Source organism: Ramlibacter henchirensis (assembly GCF_004682015.1).
Taxonomy (GTDB): domain Bacteria; phylum Pseudomonadota; class Gammaproteobacteria; order Burkholderiales; family Burkholderiaceae_C; genus Ramlibacter; species Ramlibacter henchirensis.
Window position 1 is genome coordinate 1,134,533 of record NZ_SMLM01000001.1, and the last position, 20,604, is coordinate 1,155,136.

Annotated in this window: 26 protein-coding genes; 16 read left to right on the plus strand and 10 right to left on the minus strand. The window is 70.0% G+C overall.

The features are described 5' to 3' along the window. Window positions 1-28: 28 nt before the first annotated feature. From EZ313_RS05615 to EZ313_RS05635, 5 genes are all read right to left on the minus strand, one after another. Window positions 29-259, minus strand: coding sequence for a hypothetical protein (locus EZ313_RS05615; RefSeq protein ID WP_135262207.1), 231 nt, complete (start codon window positions 257-259; stop codon window positions 29-31). Then, window positions 256-504 carry a hypothetical protein gene (locus EZ313_RS05620; protein WP_135262208.1) on the minus strand — a complete coding sequence of 83 codons (249 nt, stop codon included), beginning with the start codon at window positions 502-504 and terminating at the stop codon, window positions 256-258. Before EZ313_RS05620 ends, EZ313_RS05615 begins: the two co-directional genes overlap by 4 nt. 158 nt (window positions 505-662) lie before the next feature. After that, window positions 663-1,313, minus strand: a complete 651-nt coding sequence (locus EZ313_RS05625) for a trimeric intracellular cation channel family protein (RefSeq protein ID WP_135262209.1) — start codon at window positions 1,311-1,313, stop codon at window positions 663-665. A gap of 45 nt (window positions 1,314-1,358) precedes the next feature. After that, window positions 1,359-1,631 carry a TFIIB-type zinc ribbon-containing protein gene (locus EZ313_RS05630; RefSeq protein ID WP_135262210.1) on the minus strand — a complete coding sequence of 91 codons (273 nt, stop codon included), beginning with the start codon at window positions 1,629-1,631 and terminating at the stop codon, window positions 1,359-1,361. A gap of 65 nt (window positions 1,632-1,696) precedes the next feature. Continuing rightward, complete coding sequence (locus tag EZ313_RS05635; protein ID WP_135262211.1) at window positions 1,697-2,572, minus strand: LytTR family DNA-binding domain-containing protein; 876 nt, start codon at window positions 2,570-2,572, stop codon at window positions 1,697-1,699. 137 nt (window positions 2,573-2,709) lie between these two features. Here EZ313_RS05635 and EZ313_RS05640 point away from each other — a divergent pair, with 137 nt between their 5' ends. The 7 genes from EZ313_RS05640 to EZ313_RS05670 all read left to right on the plus strand — a co-directional run bounded on the left by EZ313_RS05640 (window position 2,710) and on the right by EZ313_RS05670 (window position 8,774). Further along, window positions 2,710-3,930, plus strand: a complete 1,221-nt coding sequence (locus EZ313_RS05640) for an acyltransferase family protein (protein ID WP_135262212.1) — start codon at window positions 2,710-2,712, stop codon at window positions 3,928-3,930. Window positions 3,931-3,938: 8 nt separating this feature from the next. Next, a complete protein-coding gene (locus EZ313_RS05645; RefSeq protein WP_135262213.1) occupies window positions 3,939-4,340 on the plus strand; it encodes a hypothetical protein in 402 nt (133 codons plus the stop codon). A 109-nt stretch (window positions 4,341-4,449) separates the two neighbouring features. Next, window positions 4,450-5,268: a class I SAM-dependent methyltransferase gene (locus tag EZ313_RS05650; RefSeq protein WP_135262214.1), complete on the plus strand. Its 819-nt coding sequence runs from the start codon at window positions 4,450-4,452 to the stop codon at window positions 5,266-5,268. Between the two features lie 50 nt (window positions 5,269-5,318). Continuing rightward, complete coding sequence (locus EZ313_RS05655) at window positions 5,319-6,539, plus strand: helix-turn-helix domain-containing protein (protein ID WP_135262215.1); 1,221 nt, start codon at window positions 5,319-5,321, stop codon at window positions 6,537-6,539. A 47-nt stretch (window positions 6,540-6,586) separates the two neighbouring features. After that, complete coding sequence (locus EZ313_RS05660) at window positions 6,587-7,264, plus strand: Vgb family protein (protein WP_135262216.1); 678 nt, start codon at window positions 6,587-6,589, stop codon at window positions 7,262-7,264. Window positions 7,265-7,360: 96 nt separating this feature from the next. Further along, on the plus strand, window positions 7,361-8,164 hold the full coding sequence (locus EZ313_RS05665; protein WP_135262217.1) for a DUF899 domain-containing protein: 804 nt from the start codon (window positions 7,361-7,363) through the stop codon (window positions 8,162-8,164). 25 nt (window positions 8,165-8,189) lie between these two features. Then, window positions 8,190-8,774 (plus strand): hypothetical protein, encoded by a 585-nt coding sequence (locus EZ313_RS05670; protein WP_135262218.1) that lies wholly within the window; start codon window positions 8,190-8,192, stop codon window positions 8,772-8,774. On the opposite strand, the gene EZ313_RS05675 is transcribed toward EZ313_RS05670, so the two are convergent. After that, the gene (locus tag EZ313_RS05675) at window positions 8,763-9,668 is read right to left on the minus strand and encodes a LysR family transcriptional regulator (protein ID WP_135262219.1); all 906 of its coding nucleotides are present in this window, start codon (window positions 9,666-9,668) and stop codon (window positions 8,763-8,765) included. The two genes, EZ313_RS05670 and EZ313_RS05675, sit on opposite strands and share 12 nt — an antisense overlap. Before the next feature lie 135 nt (window positions 9,669-9,803). Here EZ313_RS05675 and EZ313_RS05680 point away from each other — a divergent pair, with 135 nt between their 5' ends. From EZ313_RS05680 to EZ313_RS05700, 6 genes are read left to right on the plus strand one after another with little or no spacing between them, the layout of a single operon-like run. Continuing rightward, window positions 9,804-11,360, plus strand: a complete 1,557-nt coding sequence (locus EZ313_RS05680) for an AMP-binding protein (RefSeq protein ID WP_135262220.1) — start codon at window positions 9,804-9,806, stop codon at window positions 11,358-11,360. A gap of 10 nt (window positions 11,361-11,370) precedes the next feature. Then, window positions 11,371-12,576, plus strand: coding sequence for an acyl-CoA dehydrogenase family protein (locus EZ313_RS05685; protein ID WP_135262221.1), 1,206 nt, complete (start codon window positions 11,371-11,373; stop codon window positions 12,574-12,576). A gap of 24 nt (window positions 12,577-12,600) precedes the next feature. Then, window positions 12,601-13,569, plus strand: a complete 969-nt coding sequence (locus tag EZ313_RS05690; protein ID WP_240788537.1) for a Bug family tripartite tricarboxylate transporter substrate binding protein — start codon at window positions 12,601-12,603, stop codon at window positions 13,567-13,569. A 40-nt stretch (window positions 13,570-13,609) separates the two neighbouring features. Beyond that, complete coding sequence (locus EZ313_RS05695) at window positions 13,610-14,527, plus strand: glycoside hydrolase family 18 protein (RefSeq protein WP_135262223.1); 918 nt, start codon at window positions 13,610-13,612, stop codon at window positions 14,525-14,527. Between the two features lie 56 nt (window positions 14,528-14,583). Next, complete coding sequence (locus EZ313_RS23230; protein ID WP_167772521.1) at window positions 14,584-14,751, plus strand: hypothetical protein; 168 nt, start codon at window positions 14,584-14,586, stop codon at window positions 14,749-14,751. Window positions 14,752-14,798: 47 nt separating this feature from the next. Next, window positions 14,799-15,698: a YihY/virulence factor BrkB family protein gene (locus EZ313_RS05700; protein ID WP_135262224.1), complete on the plus strand. Its 900-nt coding sequence runs from the start codon at window positions 14,799-14,801 to the stop codon at window positions 15,696-15,698. Here the strand turns inward: EZ313_RS05700 and EZ313_RS05705 are convergent. Further along, the gene (locus EZ313_RS05705; protein ID WP_135262225.1) at window positions 15,695-15,904 is read right to left on the minus strand and encodes a hypothetical protein; all 210 of its coding nucleotides are present in this window, start codon (window positions 15,902-15,904) and stop codon (window positions 15,695-15,697) included. The two genes, EZ313_RS05700 and EZ313_RS05705, sit on opposite strands and share 4 nt — an antisense overlap. Before the next feature lie 176 nt (window positions 15,905-16,080). Between EZ313_RS05705 and EZ313_RS05710 the strand changes: the two genes are divergently transcribed. Then, window positions 16,081-16,512, plus strand: coding sequence for a GFA family protein (locus EZ313_RS05710; RefSeq protein WP_135262226.1), 432 nt, complete (start codon window positions 16,081-16,083; stop codon window positions 16,510-16,512). A 27-nt stretch (window positions 16,513-16,539) separates the two neighbouring features. On the opposite strand, the gene EZ313_RS05715 is transcribed toward EZ313_RS05710, so the two are convergent. Next, a complete protein-coding gene (locus EZ313_RS05715) occupies window positions 16,540-16,980 on the minus strand; it encodes a hemerythrin domain-containing protein (protein ID WP_167772522.1) in 441 nt (146 codons plus the stop codon). Window positions 16,981-17,243: 263 nt separating this feature from the next. On the opposite strand from EZ313_RS05715, the gene EZ313_RS05720 reads away from it, so the two are divergent. Then, window positions 17,244-17,450, plus strand: coding sequence for a hypothetical protein (locus EZ313_RS05720; RefSeq protein ID WP_135262228.1), 207 nt, complete (start codon window positions 17,244-17,246; stop codon window positions 17,448-17,450). A 17-nt stretch (window positions 17,451-17,467) separates the two neighbouring features. On the opposite strand, the gene EZ313_RS23235 is transcribed toward EZ313_RS05720, so the two are convergent. Continuing rightward, window positions 17,468-17,617 (minus strand): hypothetical protein, encoded by a 150-nt coding sequence (locus EZ313_RS23235; protein WP_167772523.1) that lies wholly within the window; start codon window positions 17,615-17,617, stop codon window positions 17,468-17,470. Window positions 17,618-17,763: 146 nt separating this feature from the next. On the opposite strand from EZ313_RS23235, the gene EZ313_RS05725 reads away from it, so the two are divergent. After that, window positions 17,764-19,068, plus strand: coding sequence for a S1C family serine protease (locus EZ313_RS05725; protein WP_167772524.1), 1,305 nt, complete (start codon window positions 17,764-17,766; stop codon window positions 19,066-19,068). Between the two features lie 3 nt (window positions 19,069-19,071). On the opposite strand, the gene EZ313_RS05730 is transcribed toward EZ313_RS05725, so the two are convergent. Beyond that, window positions 19,072-20,580: a glycine betaine ABC transporter substrate-binding protein gene (locus EZ313_RS05730; protein ID WP_135262230.1), complete on the minus strand. Its 1,509-nt coding sequence runs from the start codon at window positions 20,578-20,580 to the stop codon at window positions 19,072-19,074. Window positions 20,581-20,604: the final 24 nt, after the last annotated feature.

A 20,604-nucleotide genomic window follows, 5' to 3' on the forward strand; every position in this document is an offset into this window, starting at 1 on the left:
CCTGGGCCGGCACGCGCCAGGGTGCGATTCAGGCTTGCCGCAGCTTGCGCAGCTGCAGTTCCAGGCTCGCCAGCCGGCTGTGCAGTGTGTCCACATGCCTCATCGCATCCCGGACATCGCCGGCGGAGCCCACCGCGCGAAGGCTCATCGCGCGCCGAAGCGCCACCCCTTCCTCGGCGCGGACGGTCGCCACCTCGCCGCAAAGCATCTCCAGGGAAGCGTCGTCCGTCATGGCGTTCACAGGTGCAAGAGTGGTCATGGCGCCGGCCTCAGCAGCACGGGCCCGAGAAGCCGCGGGACCACCAGGATCAGGTCACCGGGCGCCCGCATCAATGTCACGTCGCCGCTGTCGTCCAGCGATCGAAGCAGGACCTTGCAGCGCCCGGCGAACTGGCCCGTCAGCTTCTCCACCGAAAGCACGCGGAACAGGCGCACATCGTTGTTGATCTGCAGGACGTCGGCCGCCCTGAGCCTGCTCACGGTGCGCAGTTCGGTATCGCTCACCACGCCGCCGCCTCGAGGCACCTGGCCCTTTGGGACTGCGGAGGAAGTATCGGTCGATGGCGTGGCGTTGGTGCTTTCATGCGAAACCTTCGTACGCATGGTGCGCGCCGGGCCATCGCGGCGCCTGCTACTTCGGTAAGGGTTTGTGCCGCGTGCGTTCAAGCCGCATCGCCACCCGGTGACCATCGCGGAAGCGTGTACCCGGTCACGAGCGCCAGGACGCGCAGGCCGCCGGCACAGGCGGCGCCGAGCACCAGCCCCAGGCCTTCCGGCACGCCGGCATGCTGCAGGACGACCAGCAGCCAGCCGCCCGCGAACGCGCAGATGGCGTAGGGGCGATGGTCGCGCAGCGCCGTGGGGATCTCGTTGCAGACGATGTCCCGCAGCACGCCGCCGAAGGTCGCCGTGATCACTCCCATCAGGACCGCGACGATCCCGGGCAGGTCCTGCGCCAGCGCGAGCTGGGTGCCGCTGGCGCTGAACAGGCCCAGGCCCAGTGCATCCGGCCACTGCATCGCCCGCTCGGTGGGCGCGAAGTGACGCGCCCTCAGGAAGGCCATCGCGCCCGCGCACAGCACCAGCAACGCCCACAGCCACTCGGAATGCGCCACCCAGAAGAAAGGCCGCCGGTCGAGCAGCACGTCGCGCAGCGTGCCGCCGCCGAACGCGGCGAGTCCGGCGACCAGGCAGACGCCGACCGCATCCAGGCGCTTGCGGGCGGCCTCCAGGAGGCCGGAGAGGGCGAAGGCGAGGGTGGCGCCGGCCTCGACGACCGTCAGCAGCCATGACAGCAAGGGTGCATTCGACATCGGCCGATTGTCCTTGCCAGCCCGAAGCCGGGGACGCGGGGCGCCTCAGTCGAAGTCGAACAGCTCGCCCAGGAAGCCTTCGCGCTTCTTCTTCCGGTAGTGCCCGCCACCGCCGTAGGGAGCCTGTGCGGGCGGGTAGGCCGGCGCAGGCTGGTGCTGCGCCGGCGCGGCCATGGCCTGCGGCGAGGCTCGTTCGATGATCTTGTCCAGCTCGCCGCGGTCAAGCCAGACGCCGCGGCACTGCGGGCAGTAGTCGATCTCGATCCCGCTTCGTTCGGCCATCGTGAGGTTCACGGTTTTGCAAACAGGGCACTGCACGGTTGAGCTCCTTCGTTGGGTGCGATCATCTTCCCACCGCACGCAGCCCGGCACGGGAAACCCCGTCAGCGGCCAAGCACCTCCCGGTAGCGGCGGCTGCAAGGCACGCTGCTGCCGTCCTTCATCTTCAGGCGCGCGTCGCCCGCTTCCAGCGGCTCGATCTCGGCGACCCGGTCCAGGTTGACGGCCCAGCTGCGGTGCACGCGGGCGAAGCGCGCCGGGTCCAGTTGGGCGAGGAAGTCGGCGAGGGTGGAGCGCAGCAGGTAGTCGTGCCCGTTGACGCGCAGCCCAAGGTAGTTGCCCTGGGCCTGCAGCCAGTCGATGTCGGCCGCGGCCACCAGGAACTCCTTGCGCAGCTTGCGCACCAGGAATCGTTCGGGTCGCGCCGGCGGCGTGGGGCTGGCAGCGGGTGAATGCGCGGGCGGCTCGGGCGCGTCGAGCACGCGCGCCTCGCCCTGCGTGCGCAAGAGCAGGAAGCGCCAGCCCACGATGGTCCCCAGGATCGCGGCATAGCTGCGCACGTCCTTCAGGAACTCGTAGAGCAGGACGTCCGTCCAGGAGCCCATCCGGTACTGCAGCCCGAGGGCGGCATACGCCGCCCATCGCAGGCCCATCATCCCGACGACGTGCAGCAGGGTGAACGCGACGCTGCCGGCCAAGTGCCAGCCGAGGCACGCGGGCAACGTGTCCAGCCGCACGGTATGCCGGCGCTCCCACCAGGCCACGGCCGGGACCAGCGCGCCCACCACGACCACGCTCGTCAATTCCCAGAGCAGCGGGTGCCAGTAGGCATGCGTTGGCGCGAACCGGCGCAGGTCCATCCAGCTGACCACGCTGTTGAACACCACCTGGATGGCGAGCACCGCCACCCAGAAGCCCACGTCGGCGGCGCGTTCGTGCCGCCGGTAGTACGTGAGCCAGCCTGGAAGCGCATCCGCCATGGCCGCGGAGTCTAGGGCTTCCGAAGTTCGTCCCTTCCCGCCGCCGTTCGTCCCGGGAGGCGCAGGCGCGGTCCCAAAGCGCTGGCCGGGGGCGGGACCGTCGCCGAACATGCGCGGCCTGCTTGCGAGGAGCCGACATGGAAAGACGACACGACATCGATGCGCTGCGCGCGCTGGCCTTTGCGCTGGTGATGCTCTACCACGTGGGCATGTACTACGTGGACGGCTGGGCCTGGCACCTGAAGAGTCCTCATGCGGCCGAGTGGCTGCAGGTGCCGATGCGGGCCGTCAACCTCTGGCGGATGGACCTGGTGTTCCTGGTCTCCGGCGTTGCCGTCGCGGTGCTCTGGCGCGGCGCCGGCCGCTGGGCGCTGCTGCGCCGCAGGAGCTGGCGGCTGCTGCTGCCGCTGGCCTTCGGGATGGCGGTGATCGTTCCCTACCAGGCCTATGCGCAGGGCGTGGCGAACGGACTCATCGAGCCCGGCTTCGGCGCTTTCCTGCTGCGCTACCTGAGCGGCGGACCGTGGCCGGCCGGCGCGTTCGACGGCGCGCACGTGGGCGTCACCTGGAACCACCTCTGGTTCCTGCCCTACCTCTGGCTGTACACGGCGGTGCTGGTACTCGCGCTGCCCGTGCTGGACGGCCGCATGGGACGGCGCGTTCGCTCGGCCTTCGTCCACCTGCGCGGCGCGCGTCTGCTGTGGCCCGCGCTGCCGCTGATGGCGTGGTCGCTGCTTCTGTGGCCGCACTTCCCGCCGACGCATGACCTCGTCGGCGACGGCTGGCTGCACGCCGTCTACTTCACCCTGTTCCTCTACGGCTGGTGGATCGGGCTCGACGCCGGCCTGTGGGCGGAACTGCGCCGGCTGCGCTGGCGTTTCGCGGCCGCCGCCCTGGCGCTGCTGGCGGTGTACCTCGCCTCGCGCTCGTTCGGCGCGCCCCGCATCGCCGTGCGCCTGGCTGCCGACCTGTACCTCTGGACCACGATCGTGGCGGTGCTGGGCTGGGCGCACCACGCGCTGAATCGCCCCTGGCCATGGCTGGCCTGGGCCAGCGAACAGGTCTACCCGTGGTACGTGCTCCACCAGACGCTGATCATCGCGGCCGCCGTCTGGCTCGCTCCCCTGCGGCTGGGGCCGGTGCTGGAGCCGATCGCGATCCTGGCGCTGACCGTCGCGGGCTGCTGGTCGCTGACGGCTGTCATCCGGCGCAGCCGGGCGCTGCGGCCTCTGTTCGGGTTGAAGCCCGCCGGCGCTCAACCGTTTTTTTCCCTTGCTTCACGTACCTTCACTTTGGCTTCATGGCCGCTTCAGGATGGGCATCGAGACTGCGTTCCATCGAGGAAAGGACCAACATGAATCGATCGATGAAACCCAGGCTGGCGGCGATCCTTCTGGCGATCGGCACGCTCGGTGCGGCGGGCGCGGCGAATGCCGGCACCGGTGTCCACATCACCGTCGGCGTGGCGGCGCCGCCGGCTCCCGTGGTGCACGTTCCCCCGCAGCCGGTGTACGTCCCCGCGCGCCCCGCCGTTTATGCGCCGGCCTACGAGGTGTACGACGAACCGCACGGCCACTACCGCGGCCATGGCGGTCGCTCCATGCGCGGCGCGCCGCGCTGGGACCCCCACGTGCGCTACATGCCGGGCCAGGTGGTCCGGCGCCATGGCGAGCTGTGGGTCGCCAGGCGGGTTTCGGCGCGGGTCTGGAACGAGAACAGCCCGCCCGAGTGGACGCCGCAGTACTGGGCCCGGGCCGAGTACCGGTGAGGGCGGCGCGGCGCCTTCAGGCTCCCCGCGCCGCTGCTCTTCTAGGGAATGACCCCGTTCGGCAGGTCCGGCATGGCCGCACCATGAGCCGCTTTGAAGGGGCGGCCGAATGAACCAGGCACCGGATGGACCGAGGATCACCGACACGTGGCAGGAGGGTGGCGCGTACGACCGCTACATCGGCCGGTGGAGCTTCCGGATCGCGCCGCTGTTCCTGTCATGGCTGGCGATCCCGTCAGGGAGACGCTGGCTGGATGTCGGCTGCGGCACTGGGGCGCTGTGCGCCGCGATCCTGCGGCACGCGAATCCGTCGACGCTGACCGGCGTCGAACCTTCCGAAGGTTTCCTCTCGTTGGCCAGGCAGCACCTGCCACGGTCGGTTCGCCTGCTGGCCGGCAATGCGGAGTCAATTCCGCTGCAGGACGCGGAGGTGGACGCGGTGGTTTCCGGCCTGGTACTGAACTTCGTGCCGGACCTGCCTCGTGCCCTTGCCGAGATGGCGCGTGTTGCGTCGCCCGGCGGCAGCGTGGCGGCCTACGTGTGGGACTACGCCGAAGGCATGGAGATGCTTCGCCATTTCTGGGATGCCGCAGTGCAACTGGATCCCGGTGCCGAAAAGCTCCATGAGGGAACACGCTTCGGCCTGTGCCGGCGCGGCGCGCTCCAATCGGCCTTCGAGCAGGCTGGTTTCGACCATGTGCTTATCGCGCCGCTGGACATCGACACGCCGTTCTCCAGTTTCGACGATTACTGGCAGCCTTTCCTCGGCGCGCAGGGACCTGCGCCGGCTTACGTCGCCTCGCTCCCCGAGGAGCGCCGGATGCGCCTGCGTGAAGCGCTCCGGGCCCGGGTGCCCGCGGCCAGCGACGGAACCATTGCGCTGCGCGCGCGAGCGTGGGCCGTGCGCGGGACAGCCCCGAAACCCTGACGGTCGTCTCGAGGGACGGCGTCCTGCGCGGACGCGGTAGTCTCGCGGGCATGGATGCCCTGATCGCAGCCTCCGCCCGCGCTCTCTCCGCCGGCGACGCGCTCGGTGCCCTGAAGGGCGTGGCGCTGCGCGAGGATCCGCCGGCGCTCGCGCTGCGCGGTATCGCGATGGCGCAGCTGGGCGAGCTTGCCCGCGCACGCGATCTGCTGCGCCGCGCGGCACGCGCGTTCGGCCCGCGCGAGGAACTTGCGCGCGCACGCTGCGTGCTGGCGGAGGCCGAAGTCGCGCTCGCCATGCGCGAACTCGGCGACCCGCCCCGGCTGCTGGCCGCCGCAGCGGTGACGCTCGAGAAGCACGGCGATCGCTCCAATGCACTGCACGCGCGGCTGCTCACGGCCAGACGCTTCCTGCTGCTCGGCCGGCTCGCGGATGCGTTGGCGGCCCTGGAGACCGTCGACCCGCGCGGCCTGCCGCCGGCACTGGCCGCCGTGGCCGAGCTCACCTCCGCCGAGCTCGCGCTGCGCTCGCTGCGCTCCGCGCCCGCCAGGGCGGCCCTGGCGCGCGCGCACCAGGCCGCGTATCGATCGGGGATCCCGTCGCTGATCGCCGAAGTGGCCGAGGCGAGGGCGGCGCTGGACCGGCCCGCTGCGCGGCGCATCGCGTCCGGCGCCGAGCAGCCGCTGCGACTGGACGAGGTCGAGGCCTTGCTCGCCTCGGGCGCACTGGTGCTGGATGCCTGCCGGCGCGGCCTCGCCGGCGCCGGTGCGTGGCAACCGTTGGCGCGCCGGCCCATCCTCTTTTCGCTCGCGCGTTCGCTGGCCGAGGCATGGCCGCAGGACGTGGAGCGCGACGCGCTGATCGCCACCGCGTTCCGCACCCGCCGCCCCGACGAGACGCATCGCGCGCGGCTGCGCGTGGAGATCGGCCGCCTGCGCGCGCTGGTCAAGCACCTGGCCGGCATCGAGGCGACGCCGCGCGGCTTCGTCCTGCAACCCCGGGGCGCCTCGCAGGTCGTCGTGCTGGCGCCACCCATCGATGGCGAGCAGGCCTCGCTGGTGGCGCTGCTCTCGGACGGCACCGCGTGGTCGACATCCGCCCTGGCGCTGGCCCTGGGCGACAGCCAGCGCACGGTGCAGCGCGCCGTGGCCGAGCTGGAAGCCGCCGGCCAGGTGCGCGGCGTCGGCCAGGCGCGGGCGCGGCGCTGGGTGGCTGCGCCCTTGGCCGGTTTCACGACAGTCTTGTTACTCCCCGCTTCGCTGCCCGGTGCGTAGAGTCCTCTCATCGCGTCGACCCCGGCGCCGAAGGAAAGGAAAGCACCATGAGCACCACCACCCACAGCCGGCCGTCGCAGGCCGAGGCGCACGCTGCCGAGATCGTGCGCGAGTTCGGCCCGTTTGCCGCGTCCACGCCGGTGCACGGCGTCAGCTACGACGGCACGCGCGTGTGGGCCGCCACGGGCGAGCGGCTCCTGGCCATCGATCCTTCCAGCGGCGAGGTCACGCGCACGCTGGAGTGCACCTGCGACGCCGGCACCGCGTTCGACGGCAAGCACCTGTGGCAGATCGCCGGTTCGCGTATCGACAAGATCGATCCCGTCACGGGCGAAGTGATGGCGTCGATCCCGGCGCCCGCCGGCGGCAGCAACTCCGGGCTGACCTGGGCGGAAGGCAGCCTGTGGGTGGGCGACTACCGCGGCCGCAGCATCCACCGGATCGACCCCGCCACGGGCGCGGTCCAGCGCACCGTCGAGACCAACCGCTTCGTCACCGGCGTGACCTGGGTGGACGGTGAGCTCTGGCACGGCACCTGGGAGGCCGACGAGAGCGAACTGCGCCGCATCCATCCGGAAAGCGGCGAAGTGCTCACGCGACTGGAGATGCCGCCCGGTACCGGCGTGAGCGGCCTCGAATCGGACGGCGCCGACCTCCTGTACTGCGGAGGCGGCGCCAGTGGCAAGGTGCGTGCCGTCCGGCGCCCGCGGGCGCAGCGCGCCTAGGCATCCCTCATTCCCCCGCGGGTCCCGACCCGGGTCGGGCCGCCGCATGGATCGAAGTTTCTCAACAGGCTCGGCGAGCCAACGAAGGAGCACACCATGACCACACTCACCCTGCCGACCGGCACGGCCTCCCATCCCGTCGTCCCCGACGCGCGCTGGACCGTGGAGCGCAAGAAGCTGCTGGCGCGCGAGAAGGAGCTGACGCGCCTGCACGACCAGGTCGCGACCGAGCGCCGCGCGCTGCCGTGGCGGCGGATCACGAAGGACTATGTGTTCGACACGTCCGACGGAAAGCGCACGCTGGCCGAACTGTTCGGCGGCCGCCGCCAGCTGCTGGTGCAGCACTTCATGTTCGGCCCGGGCTGGGAGCAGGGCTGCCCAAGCTGCTCGTTCATGGCCGACCACACCGACGGCATGACGATCCACCTGGCGCACCGCGACATCAGCTTCGTCGCCGTGTCGCGCGCGCCGCTCGCGGACATCCTGCGCTTCCGCGAGCGCATGGGCTGGAAGTTCGACTGGGTGTCCTCGCACGGCAGCGACTTCAACTTCGACTTCGACGTCAGCTTCACGCAGGAGGAGCTGGCCAGCGGCGAGGTCGAATACAACTACCGCAAGGGGTACTTCCCCGCGGAGGAAGCGCCCGGCATCAGCGTGTTCTTCAAGGACGACGCGGGCGAGGTGTTCCACACCTATTCCACCTTCGGCCGCGGCGCGGAAGCCATGATGGGCACCTACGTCCTGATGGACCTGACACCGATGGGCCGCAACGAGCGCGACACCTTCTACAAGATGGAGTGGGTGCGGCACCACGACCGGTACGAGCCCGAGCATCGCTTCGAGCCCGCGCCGGAGAAGGCGGCCATGCCGGCGGCGGCTTGCCCGCACTGCGAAGCCTGAGCGTCAGAGCTGCGACGGGACCGACATGGATTCGCTCTGGGCCTGGTGGGCCGTGGCGGCGGCGGGCGCGCTTCATGGCCTGAACCCCGCAACGGGCTGGGCCCTTGCGGCCTGGCGTGCCGAGGGCGCGATGCAGACGCTGTTCGCTCTCGTGCCGATCGGCGTGGGCCACATCGCTGCCGTGGCCGTCGTCGCGGCCGCAGTGCCCGCCGCCGTGCAGACCGAAGTCGAGTTCGATCCGCTGCTGCTGCAGGGCCTGGCCGCGGCGCTGCTGCTGGCGCTACTGGCGCGGCACCTTCGAGCGGGCGGACACCGCAGCGCGCGCCCACGCGTGGGCCAGGCCGGGCTCGCACTCTGGTCGTTCATCGTCGGCACGGTCCACGGCGCCGGGTGGCTGCTCGTGCCGGCGCTGGTTCCGCTGTGTGCGGGCGGCATGCCGGGACGGGAGATCACCGCGTCCGGATCGCTGTCGCTGGCGCTTGCGGCCGTGGGCGTCCACCTGACGGCGATGCTGGCGACCACGGCGGCGATGGCGGCCGGTGCGCGGCGTGGGCTTCGTGTCGCTCGACAGTGGCTGGATTCGCACAGGAGCCGGAACTCAAGCCCCTGAGATCACGTTGTCGCGCAGGAGCTGCAGGAAGCGCTGCGCCAGCGGCGGCAAGGCGGCGTCGCGCCGGGTGAGCGCGCCGATCGCACGGGTGAAGCGCGCATCCGCCATCGGCAGGGCCACCAGGCCCGACCCCATGGGGCTGGCCAGCGTCGTCTCGCTCATGATGGAGACGAGGTCGCTGTGGGCCAGCAGGCGGGTCAGTGAACCCGCCGTGTTGCTGACCTCGACGGCGACCCGCGGCGGCGGCAGTCCGGCTTGCGCCAGCCGTCCTTCCACGCTGCGGCGTCCCGCCACGCTGGCGCCGGGGAGCATCCATTGCGCCTGCTCCAGGTCCTGCAGGCGCAGGCGCCTGCGCTCCAGCAAAGGGTGGTGCTCCCGCACCACCATGCACAGGTCGTCGCGCATCAGGGGCGTGGCCTCCAGGTCGTCGGGCGGCACGCGCGGCAGCGCGCTGAGCGTGAGGTCCAGATCGCCCAGGCGCAGGGCGGCCAGCAGCGCGTCGTTCAGGTTGACCATCACCCGCATGCGCGCCGCGGGCCGCTGCTGGTGCAGCTGCAGCGCCGCCGGCACGAACAGCCGTTCCGCGTAGAGCGGGGAGACGCCCACGCGCAGGACGCCCATCGCGCCCAGGTGCAAGTCGGCGGCTTCCTTGATCGCCTCGGCCAGGCTGTTTCGAAGCGCCTGGGTGCGCTCCCGGAACTGCTGCGCGACCGGCGTGAGGGCCATCCCGCGTGCGCTGCGCACGAAGAGGGGGAATCCCAGCTCCTTTTCCAGCCGCTGCAACGCCTTGGTCAGCGCCGGCTGCGACAGGCCCAGGGCGTCGGCCGCCCGGCGCAGCTGCCCGTGCTGCGCCACCGCCAGGAAGTAATCGATGTCGTCCAGCCGCAAGGCCATTCCGGCTCCTCGGATTCCCAAAGCGTCCTGTTGGGCCACGCACGATAACCGGCGGTTATCGGCGGCGGCGGCCGGATTATCGGTTCGCGCGGCCTGCGTTCATAGACTTCAGCCCAGACCCCAGGAGACAAATCCATGAACATCGGGATGTACATCGCCCGCAGCGCACGCTTCTGGCCGGATCGCCCGGCCATCCTCTTTCGCGATCGCGCCGTCACCTACCGCGAACTCGAACTGCGATCCAACCGGCTCGCCCACGCGCTGCTTGGCCTGGGGCTGAGCCGCGGCGACCGTGTCGCCGTGGTGTCGCCCAACCGGCCCGAGATCATCGAACTGGAGTGCGCGCTCTACAAGGCCGGCCTGGTGAAGGTGGCGCTCAACTCGCGCCTGGCCCCGGCCGAACTGGCCGACGCGCTGGCCAATGCCGAGCCTGCCGCGATCCTGGCGGGCCCCGAGCACCGCGCCATGGCCGAGGAGGCCGCCGCCCGGGTGCCCGGGCTGCGCGATCGGATCGCTTACGAAGTGGCGCCGGGCTGGCTCGACTACGAAGCGCTGCTCGCGCAGGCCAGCGACGACCATTTCCACGTCGACATGCGGCCCGACGAACTCGCGGTGCTGCACTACACCTCGGGCTCGACCGGCAAGCTCAAGGCGGCCATGCAGACCGTCGGCAACCGGATGGCCTCGCTTCGAAAGGTGACCATGGGCCGCATGCACGCGGGCCCCGGCGACGTGCTGATGCTGTGCGGGCCGATCACGCACGCCAGCGGCATGTTCATGCAGCCGATGCTTTACCAGGGCGCGACCCTGCTGCTGCTGGACGGCTTCAAGCCGGCCGAGGTGCTGGAGTCCATCGAGCGGCACCGCGTCACCATGGCCTTCTTCGTGCCGGCCATGATCTACGCGCTCCTGGCCGAGCCGAGCATCCGCACCCGCGATCTCAGCAGCCTGCGCCTGGTGAGCTACGGCGCCGCGCCGATGTCGCCCGCGCGGATCCGGGAGGCCTGGGCCGCCTTCGGCCCCGTGCTGTCGCAAGGCTACGGCGCCGGGGAGACCACCGGCGGCGTGATCGCCCTCACCATCGACGACCATGCCCGCGCCATCGAGGGGGGCCGTCCCGAACTGCTGTCGGCCTGCGGCCGGCCGGTGAGCGAGTCCGACGTGCAGGTGCTCGACGAGCAGGGCCGGCCGGTGTCGGGGGACGCCATCGGCGAGATCTGCGTGCGCGGCCCCGATGTTTTCGCAGGCTACTGGCGGGCCGAGCCGCAGACGCGCGAAGTGCTGGGCGAGGACGGCTGGTTGCGCACCGGCGACCTGGCCCGCGTGGACGACGAGGGCTACATCTTCATCGTCGACCGCAAGAAGGAGATGCTGGTCTCCGGCGGATTCAACGTGTACCCGAGCGAAGTCGAGTCCGTGCTGGCGCAGCACCCTGCGGTGTACGAGGTCTGCGTCGTCGGCGTCCCCGACGAGCGTTGGGGCGAGAGCGTGAAGGCGGTGGTCGTGCTGCGCGACGGCGCCCGCGCGGACGGCGGCGAGATCATGGACTTCTGCCGCGGCCGGCTGGCCGACTTCAAGCGGCCGCGCTCGGTGGACTTCGTGCCGCACCTGCCCAAGAACGGCAACGGCAAGCTGTCGCGCAAGGACGTGCGCGAGCACTACTGGCGTGGTCGCGAGCGCCGCGTCAACTGAGGGGCGCGCCATGGATGCGACGATCACCCCGACCGCGCCGCCCGCCCGCTTCGAAGGCTCCGAAGCCGCCGCCGCGTTCATCGCGAAGGTGCAGGACTTCATCCGCGGCGAACTGCACCCGCTCGCCGTCGGGCACGGCATCACCCACGAGAGCGGCGCCCCGAAGGCGCTGCTGCAGCAGGTCTGGATGCGCTCGCGCGAACTCGGCTTCTACGGCGTGACCTTGCCCCAGCCGCTGGGCGGCGCCGGCTTCAACCTCGTGGACCACGTGCTGATCAAGGAAGCGATCTACGCGAGCGGATCGCCCTTTGCCGCTCACGTGCTGGGCGAGCTCACTGGGCCGCCCCGCGTCGGCGCGCTGGCCAGGCAGGCCACGCCCGACCAGATGGAGCGCTTCATCCTGCCGGTGGCGCGGGCCGAGAAGGCCGTCTGTTTCGCGATCACGGAACCGGAAGCGGGCTCGGATGCGGGCGCCCTGCAGACGCGCGCCCGCCGCGATGGCGCCGAGTGGGTGCTGGACGGCACCAAGCGATTCATCTCCGGTTCGCCGTTCTGCGATTTCGCGGTCGTGATCGCCTCGACCAGCGAGGACCCGGCGGCCCGCGAGACCACGGCTTTCTTCGTCGAGCGCGACCGGCCGGGCTTCCGCGTCGAGGCGGGCTACAAGACCATGGCGGGCCAGTCCCACACCGGCAACATCGTGCTGGAGGCCTGCCGCATCCCCGCGGCCAACCAGATCGGCGAACGCGGACGCGGGCTGGCGTTGGCGCTGGGCCGCATCACGGTCAACCGCGTACTGCATTGCCCGGCGATGCTGGGCCTGGCGCGGCTGGCGCTGGAGGATTCGCTCGGGCATGCGGCGCGGCGGCGCCAGTTCGGCCAGCCGATCGGCGCGTTCCAGGCGGTGCAGCACATGCTCGCCGACATGGCGACGGAACTCGCGGCGGCGCGCGCGCTCATGCTGAGCGTGGCGCGCACGCTGGACGGCGGCGGCGAAGCCCGCGCCGAGGCTTCGATGGCCAAGCTGTTCTGTTCCGAGACCGCATTCCGCATCGCCGACCGCGCCGTGCAGGTCCACGGCGGCGAAGGCATCGTGCAGGGCAGCCGGGTGGAATTCCTGTTCCGGCTGCTGCGCATGTACCGGGTGCTCACCGGCACCAGCGAGATCCAGCGCAACACCATCGCGCGCGAACTGCTCGGCGCCGCGGTGCGCTGACCCCAACGAACAATGGAGACAAACATGCAACGACGTTTATTCGCCGCCCTGCTGGCCGGCGCCGCCCTCGGCCTTTCCACCGGCGCGCAGGCCCAGGACTATCCGAACCGCCCGATCAAGTGGATCGTTCCCTACCTGGCCGGCACCGCGCCCGATACCACGGTGCGCATCGTCGCCGACGCGATGGACGACATCCTCAAGCAGCCGGTGGTGGTCGAGAACAAGGGCGGGGCGGCGGGCAACCTGGGCGCGCAGATCGCCGCCAAGGCGCAGCCGGACGGCTACACCTGGGTGTATTCGGCGGCCCCGATGTCGACGAGCATGCGGATGTACCGCAAGCCGGGCTTCGACGTGATGAAGGACTTCGTCCACGTGGGCCGCATCGCGCAGTCCGACGTGCTGCTGGTGGTGAATTCGGAGTCGGGCATCACCTCGGTGAGGGAACTTGTCGAGCGCGGCCGCAAGAACCCCGGCAAGCTGGCCTTCGCGTCCGGCGGCGTCGGCTCGCCGGCCCACATGGGCGCCGAGCTGATGCTCAATGCGAGCGGCATGGAAGCGCTGCACGTGCCCTACAAGGGCGCCTCGGAATCGGCCAACGCGGTGATGGGCAAGCAGGTCGACTTCGCGCTGACCATCTTCTCCGTGTCGCTGCCGCACATCCAGGCCGGCAAGATGAACGCGCTGGCGGTGATGGGACCCAGGCGCAACCCGCGCCTGCCCAACGTGCCGACGGCGGCTGAAGCCGGCTTGACGGGGATCAACCTGGTCTCCTTTGGGGGCTTGTCGGTGCCGGCCGGCACGCCGGCCCCGATCGTCAAGCGCATCAGCGATGCGCTGAACAAGGCCCTGGCCGACCCGCAGGTGCGCGCGAAGCTGGAAGCCAACGGGTCCATCGTCGCGCCCAGCACCGCGCAGGAGTACGCCCAGAACCTGCAGGCCGAGATCGCGAACACCGAGGCGATGATGAAGGCCGCGAAGATCGAGGCGCAGTAGCGCGCCGACCTCTCCGGCGCGGAGCCGTTAGATTCCGCGCATGGAAGTCTTCGAATCGCCGGCTCTCGGGCGGCGGGCTCTGCTGCTGGCCACCCTGCCGTCAGCCCTTCTGGGATGCGTGGTCCCCGTGCCTTCACGAGTGGTCCATCCGCAATCGCCGCTTCCTGCCAAGGTGCTGGCCTGCTACTACGCGGCCTGGGACACCCGGACGTACGGGATCAGCGACGTCCCGATGGACTTCAACGTGACCTACCTGTTCCACGCGAAGCCGAACGGCCCGCCGGTGGACAGGAGCTGGATCAACGTGGGCGACGGCTCGTTCAGGTTCGACCATCATGCTGAAGTCACTGCCTCGCAGGTCCAGCGTTGCCGGGCCCGCGGGCAGAAGGTGATCCTCACCGTCGGCGGCGAACGGGCGGGCTTCAACTTCGACAACCGGCACAAGAGCCGCAACTTCGTCGAGTCCTTCCGCGCCATGTACGACGCGTTCCGCGGCCTGGACGGCTGCGACTTCAACAACTTCGAGGCGAAGGTCGGGTCCTCGCCGGCCGAGATGATCTGGATCGCGCAGCAGCTGAAGGCGCTGTACGGGCCGCAGTTCGCCATCACGGCGCCGCCGGAGCCGAACTCGCCCGAGGACCGCGCCATGCTCAAGGCGATGGCCGACGCCGGCGTGCTGAGCTGGGCCGCTCCGCAGTTCTATGGCTGGCCGGGCTTCAACGCCGCCGGCTTCATCAGCAACCGCACCGACGACTGGGTGCGCGACCTGGGCGCGGACAAGGTGGTGCTGGGACTGGCCGCGAACTACGCCAATGGCCCCTCGCTGCAGGACTGCATCCGGGAGTGGGAAACTGTCAGGGGCCGGCACCCGGGCATCCGCGGCATGTTCTGCTGGAACGCGCAATTCAACCTGGCCGGCGGCAATACCTGGGGCAAGATGATGAAGGCGCGGCTGTAACGTCCACGAGGATCCTGTGCGGTCCGCGTCCGCGCCGTTCTCAAGGAGGCCTCAAGGTGAAAGAACAACGTCCCTGTCTCGAGCGGCGGGCACTCACGCCCGCGTTGGGCTGTGCCGCCACCGCGGGGCTGGCAGATGTCGGCCGGGGCGCAGGACCCGGCGGCCGAGGGCAGTCGATCACCACGCGGCACGTGCTGACGCTGAGCGGATCGATGCGGCGCTGACAGATGGTTGACCGGTCGACGCGCTCATCGACAGGGAAATTGCGCCCATGAGCCGGCTTGGCGAAGCCTGGCGCCGCGTCCGGTCCTGCGCGCTGTCCACACCAGGCCTGCGCGTGATGCTGCTGGCCATCCGCAACTACGTCATGCACCAGAGCGCCAACCAGGCCGGCAGCCTGGCGTTCTCTTGGGTGCTGGCCATGTTTCCGCTGTTGATCCTGGTGTCGGCTTCCGCCGGTTTCGTGGGGCAGCCCGGCGAAGCTGCGGCCCTGGTCGAGCGCGTCATGGGCTATGCACCGCAGGTGGTGCGGGACGCGATGCAGCCGGCGATCGAGCAGGTGCTGGCCCGGCGCAGCCAGGCGCTCCTGGCCATCGGCGTGCTGGCGACGCTGTGGACGGCCTCGTCGGGGATGCAGGCCATACGCTCCGCGCTGAACCGCGCCTACGGCATCGAGCGGGGCCTTCCCTTCTGGAAAGCGCGCATCAAGGTCACGCTGTTCACGGTCATCGCCGGCGCGGGTGTGCTGGCTGCATTCAGCTCGGTGGTCATCATGCCGTACGTGTGGCGGCTGCTGGAGGAGAACGCAGGCGTGGGGCAGGACACGCTCTGGCTCCACAACAGCGTGCGCTACGGCTCGGCGTTCCTGGTGCTGATCGTGCTGTACGCATTCATGTACGGCTGGCTGCCCGACATTCGCCAGCGGCTCTACACCGTGATGCCGGGCGCGCTGGTCGGGGCCGCGCTGTGGGTCGCGGCTGCCGCGACGCTGTCGTACACGCTGCGCACCGCTGGAAAGCTGGCGTTGCTGTACGGCAGCTTCGCGGGCGTGGTCGCCACGCTGGTGTTCCTGTACATCAGCGCAACGACACTGATCTTCGGCGCCGAGATCAACGGGGTCCTGCGGGGGACGGCGCCGGAGGAGGCGCCCCGCGGGCCGGCCGCTTTCTAGAGCGCCATGATGCAGGCCTGCAGCTGGTCCACTTCCTTTTCTGCAGCCACAAGCAGCTGCCTGACCTCCTCGACGGAACTGCGCTTGATGCTGCCGTCCTGCACGAGCGATTCAAGTCCCTGAAGCAAGTCCTGCAGTTCGTCGCGCTTTTTCAAGGCGGCCAGCCACTTGTCCAGTTCTGCTGTGCTTTCGTTGGCATCGCTCATCTGTGCAGCCAGTCGCGCGCCTGGCACGTTGCAACAGGCCTTGGGTATGAACGCTTGGGGCGGCTGATTTATTCCTTCGCACCCGGTGTGCTGCTGCATCCCGAGCCAGCGCGGCCGCAGGCTGCGCATCGCATTCCTGCGATCTACATTACGCCAGGCGTCTGAAGGAGAAAGCCGTGCTTCGCGGGAGTTGCCTCTGCCAGGGCGTGGCGTTCGAGATCGATGGCAAGGTCATCGACCTGCTGTACTGCCACTGCGCCATGTGCCGCAAGGCGCACGGCTCGGCCTTTCGGGCGCGCGGCAAGGTCAGGGCGTCGGAGTTCCGCTGGACCCGGGGCGAAGAGCTGGTCCGCTACTTCGAATCCTCGCCGGGCACCCACAGGGGCTTCTGCTCGGTTTGCGGCTCCAACCTCGTGAGCAGGTTCGACCAGAATCCCAGGGTGCTCGGCCTTGCGCTCGGCGTGCTCGACGATGACCCGCTGAACCGCCCGATCTGCCATGTCTACGTCGCTTCGAAGGCTCCGTGGCACGAGATCACTGACGAACTTCCACAGTTCGACGAGCTGCCGCCCGGTCCGGTGGGACCTCGAAACCCGAGTGGCGCCTGAGCGATCGTTCAGCGCGCCGTCGCGAGTTCAGGCTTCCTGAACGGTCGTGGCCACCTCGGCACGGCGGCTCTGGATCCTGCCGCCCAGCGTGGCCAGCTCCATGCCGCTGGCCTTCGCCTTCGTGAAGATGTCGCGGCGCTCCTCTTCGATGTGCTCCAGCGCGTTGCGCCAGATGGCTTCGATCGCGCCGTCGAGGTTTTCGGCTTGCGGCACGCGGGCGATCAGCTCCTTGACCCGCTGATGCTCCTTGCGCGCGTGTTCGACGAGCTGCTCATCGCCGACGGCGGTGGCGAACGCGGGGTAGAAGATCTCCTCCTCGACCATCGCGTGCAAGGTCAGTTCCATGCAGATGATCTGCGCCAGGTGCAGCTTGGCCGCAGGGTCGCCGCCGGCCGACTTGAACTCCCGGAAAAGGCCCTCCACGCGCTGGTGGTCGGCTTCGAGCAAGGCAATGGCGTCTTGGGCCATGGTGGATCTCCTGTGCTGGGACGCGGGCGTGCATGCACGGCGCGATGCCACCCTCCGCCAACCTAGCGCTGCCGGTTCAAGCCGTCTGTAGGCTGATGCTGGCAGCCGCCTGTCGGCCGGCCACGAGCGGCTCGTCAGGCGCATGCCGGATCAGCGTCGACGTAGGAGGACGGCCACCCGCAAACAGGCGCGCACGCCTAGGCAATCGCGCTTGCCGCGGCCTCATGCTGGTGTCGGGCCCTTCGCCCGGAATCGGAACCGACATGAGCAATCCCTGGGCACGGAAGAACCCGTTCATGAGCATGTGGCTCACCGCCGCCAACGCTGCCGCGGGCAGCGCGCGCGGGCACGCGACCAGCGCCGCGAGGAGGCAGGTAGCCGCCGCCCAGGCAGAGACGGCGCGGCAAATCCTCGACTTCTGGACCGGCAAACCGAAGAAACCGGTCGCGCGCAAGAGGCCTCGCCGGTAAGCCTCTGCTTGCCCCGGTCACTGCTTGTTCTTCAGCTTGCCCTTGGGCATGACGGTGGTGGTCGGGGGCGTCGGACGGTCGGAAGTGCCGCTGCCTTCCTTGGGAGGCGAGTGGTCCTTCTTCGGTTTCTTCGCCATCTTGTTGCTGCGTTGGTCGCCTTTCGCCATGGGATCTCCTGAGGTTTGCGCGTGGCAGGAATGTAAGGTTCGGACGCCGCCAGGGCGATAAGGGTAAGCAGCGAAGCAGCGTTCACGCCCAGCAGTCGCCGGTGCCAATGGTAGAGTCATGCAGCGAACCGGAGGCGGCGGCTGCAGTGAAAACGGACCGGAATCCTGGACTTGGGAGCGCGCTCGTCGCGGCGCTGCTGTGCGTCTCGACCGCTCGCGCGCAAGAGCAGCCGCTCAGCGCCGAGGAGCTGTACGAACGCATCTCGCCGAGCGTCTGGATGGTGGAGGTCCGCCGGACGGATTCGGCCGCCATGGGCAGTGCGGTCGTCACCGCGCCCGGCACGCTCATCACCAACTGCCACGTCGTGGCGAAGACCACACAGATCGTCGTGAGCCATGGCTCGCAGGTCCACGCGGCCACCGTGCGCCACCGGGATCCGACGCGGGACCTGTGCGAACTCCGCGCCCCCGGCGTCGTGGCACCGGCGGTCAACATCGGAGACTGGAGCCGCCTGCGCATCGGCGCCAAGCTCTACGCGATCGGCAATCCGAGGGGCCTTGAGCTCACCCTTTCCGACGGGCTGCTCTCGGGCATCCGGCGCGACTCGCGTGGTGCGCTCGAAGCGTTGCAGATCTCCGTGCCCATCTCGCCGGGCTCCAGCGGTGGCGGCCTGTTCGACACCTACGGACGACTGGTCGGCATCACCACCGGCGGGTTCCCCGACGCGCAGAACATCGGCTTTGCACTTCCAGCCACCTGGATCGCGGAACTGCCCCGCCGCGCCGGCATGGCGCCCGGCACCATCACACCGGACCCGGGGCCATCGCCCGCGCCGCAGTCGCCCGAGGATCCGGCACGGATCGCATCGATCAGGCCCCCACATCCGCAACATCCGGAGTCGAAGGCGGCGCCCGCCGTATTCGAGTACCAGCTGCGCGACCGGCTCACCGGCCTGGTTCGCCGCGTCGTGTACCGCGTGGACCGGCGCGAGGCCGGCCTGGTGGTGATCAACGGCGGCACCCGCGTGGAAGACGTCGAGGGCCGGGTCGTGACGCTCACCGCAGCCATCGCCGGCGAATTCGAGGAAGCCATGCCGCCGGGCGGCTGGGTGCTGGGCGGTAAGGCCCCGGACCAGAACTGGTCCGGCACCTATATGGCGGTCGGGGACGGCCGGCCTTTCGGGATGGAGCTGCGCTCGGCGTGGCAGGGCGAGGAGATGGTCCAGGTTGCCGGCCGCGCGCTGCGTGCGATGAAAGTGCAGTTCAAGGGCTTCACGACACGCGGCGGGGGCGCACGGACCAACCCGCCCGGCAGCTATTCCGCGGTGGCGTGGTATTCGCCCGAGCTCGGCCGCGTGGTGCGATTCGAAGCGCGCACCCGGGGCGGCCTCGGGCACACGGCTTTCGTGGTCGACGAAGTCCTCGAGCTCACAGGCGTGCGGTCCGAATAGTCTTCATCCGCGCCGCACCATCCAGCGCTCCAGGACCTCGAACACCAGCTGCGTCAGCAACGCCAGCGCCGCGGCGGGGATCGCTCCGGCCAGGAGCGTCGCGCCGTCGTTGAGCGCCAGTCCCTGCGCGATCCGTTCACCATAGCCGCCCGCGCCGATGAAGGCGGCGATGGTCGCCGTGCCGACCGTCAGGATGGCGGCGGTCTTGATCCCGGCCAGGATGGCGGGGAACGCCAGCGGGAGGTCCACGTACCGCCACCGCTGGGACGCGGTCATCCCCAAGGCCAAGCCTGCCTGTTTCAGTCCCGCCGGCACTTCATCCAGGCCGAGCGCCGTGTTGCGGACGATCGGCAGCAGCGCGTAGAGCGACAGCGCGACGATCGCCGGGGCCGTGCCGATGCGCCCGAGCAGGGGGATCAGCGCGGCCAGCAAGGCCAGCGACGGAATCGTCTGCAGCATGCCCACGGCGGCGAGGATGGGCTGGCTCAGCTGCTTGCGTGCGGCGGCGGCGGCGCCGAGTGGCAGGCCTAGCAACACGCCGATCGCAACCGACGCTGCGACCAGTCCCACGTGTTCGCGCGTGAGCCGGCCCAGGTCGTCGCTGAACAGCCGCTCCCAGACGCCGGCGCGCGTGCTCTCTCCGCCCGCAACGGGGCGCGTCGACCCGCTCTCCACGAAATCCGCAGCGATGGCCGCAAAAGTGCGGCCGCGCAGTTCCGCGTCGCCGTTCATGCGGATCATGAGGTTCGCATCGATGCTGCCTGCCAGCCCGCTGATCGCCTTCCACGCCAGCGGTGCACGATCGGGCAGGTCGACCCGGTAGAGCAGCACGGCGTCGTATCGCGGAAAGTAGCCGGCGTCGTCCTCCAGGACCGTCAGGCCAAGCTCGGCGATCTTGGCATCGGTCGTGTAGATGTCGGTGACGTCGATGCGGCCCCCGGCCAGCGCCTCGTAGGCGATGCCATGGTCGATTCCGGCAGGCCGATGGGGCAGGCCATAGCGGCCGGCGAGCCCCGGCCAGCCGTCCGCGCGTCCCAGGAATTCCTGGGAGACGGCGATGCGCAGGTCGGGGTGCCTGCGCAGATCGCCGATGTTGCGCAGCCCGCGCTCACGCGCGAGGCGTGCCGTCGTCGCCAGCGCGTAGCCATTTGAGAAACCCAGGGGAACTGCGAACGCCAGCCCTGCCTTGCGCAACTCCTGCTGCAGCGTCTGCGGGCTGCTGCCGCTCGGCAGCTTGAGGATCTCCTTCTCGATGGTGCCCAGGTATTCGGGATAGACGTCGATCGAGCCCAGTTTCAGGGCCTCCAGCACGACAGCGGTGCTGCCGAGGCCGGGGCGGTGCTCGGCCTGCGCTCCGGCTTGCCGCGCCGTGCGCGCGACGATCTCGCCGAGGATGTAGCTCTCGGTGAAGCGCTTGGAACCTACGGTGATGCGCTCGGCCGCATCCGCCGCGCTGCAACACGCTGCAAGGCCGATCGCGAGCGCCGGGAGCAGGAGGCGGCAGGTCAGCATCGTGGCGGCCGGGAGTGGCCTTCC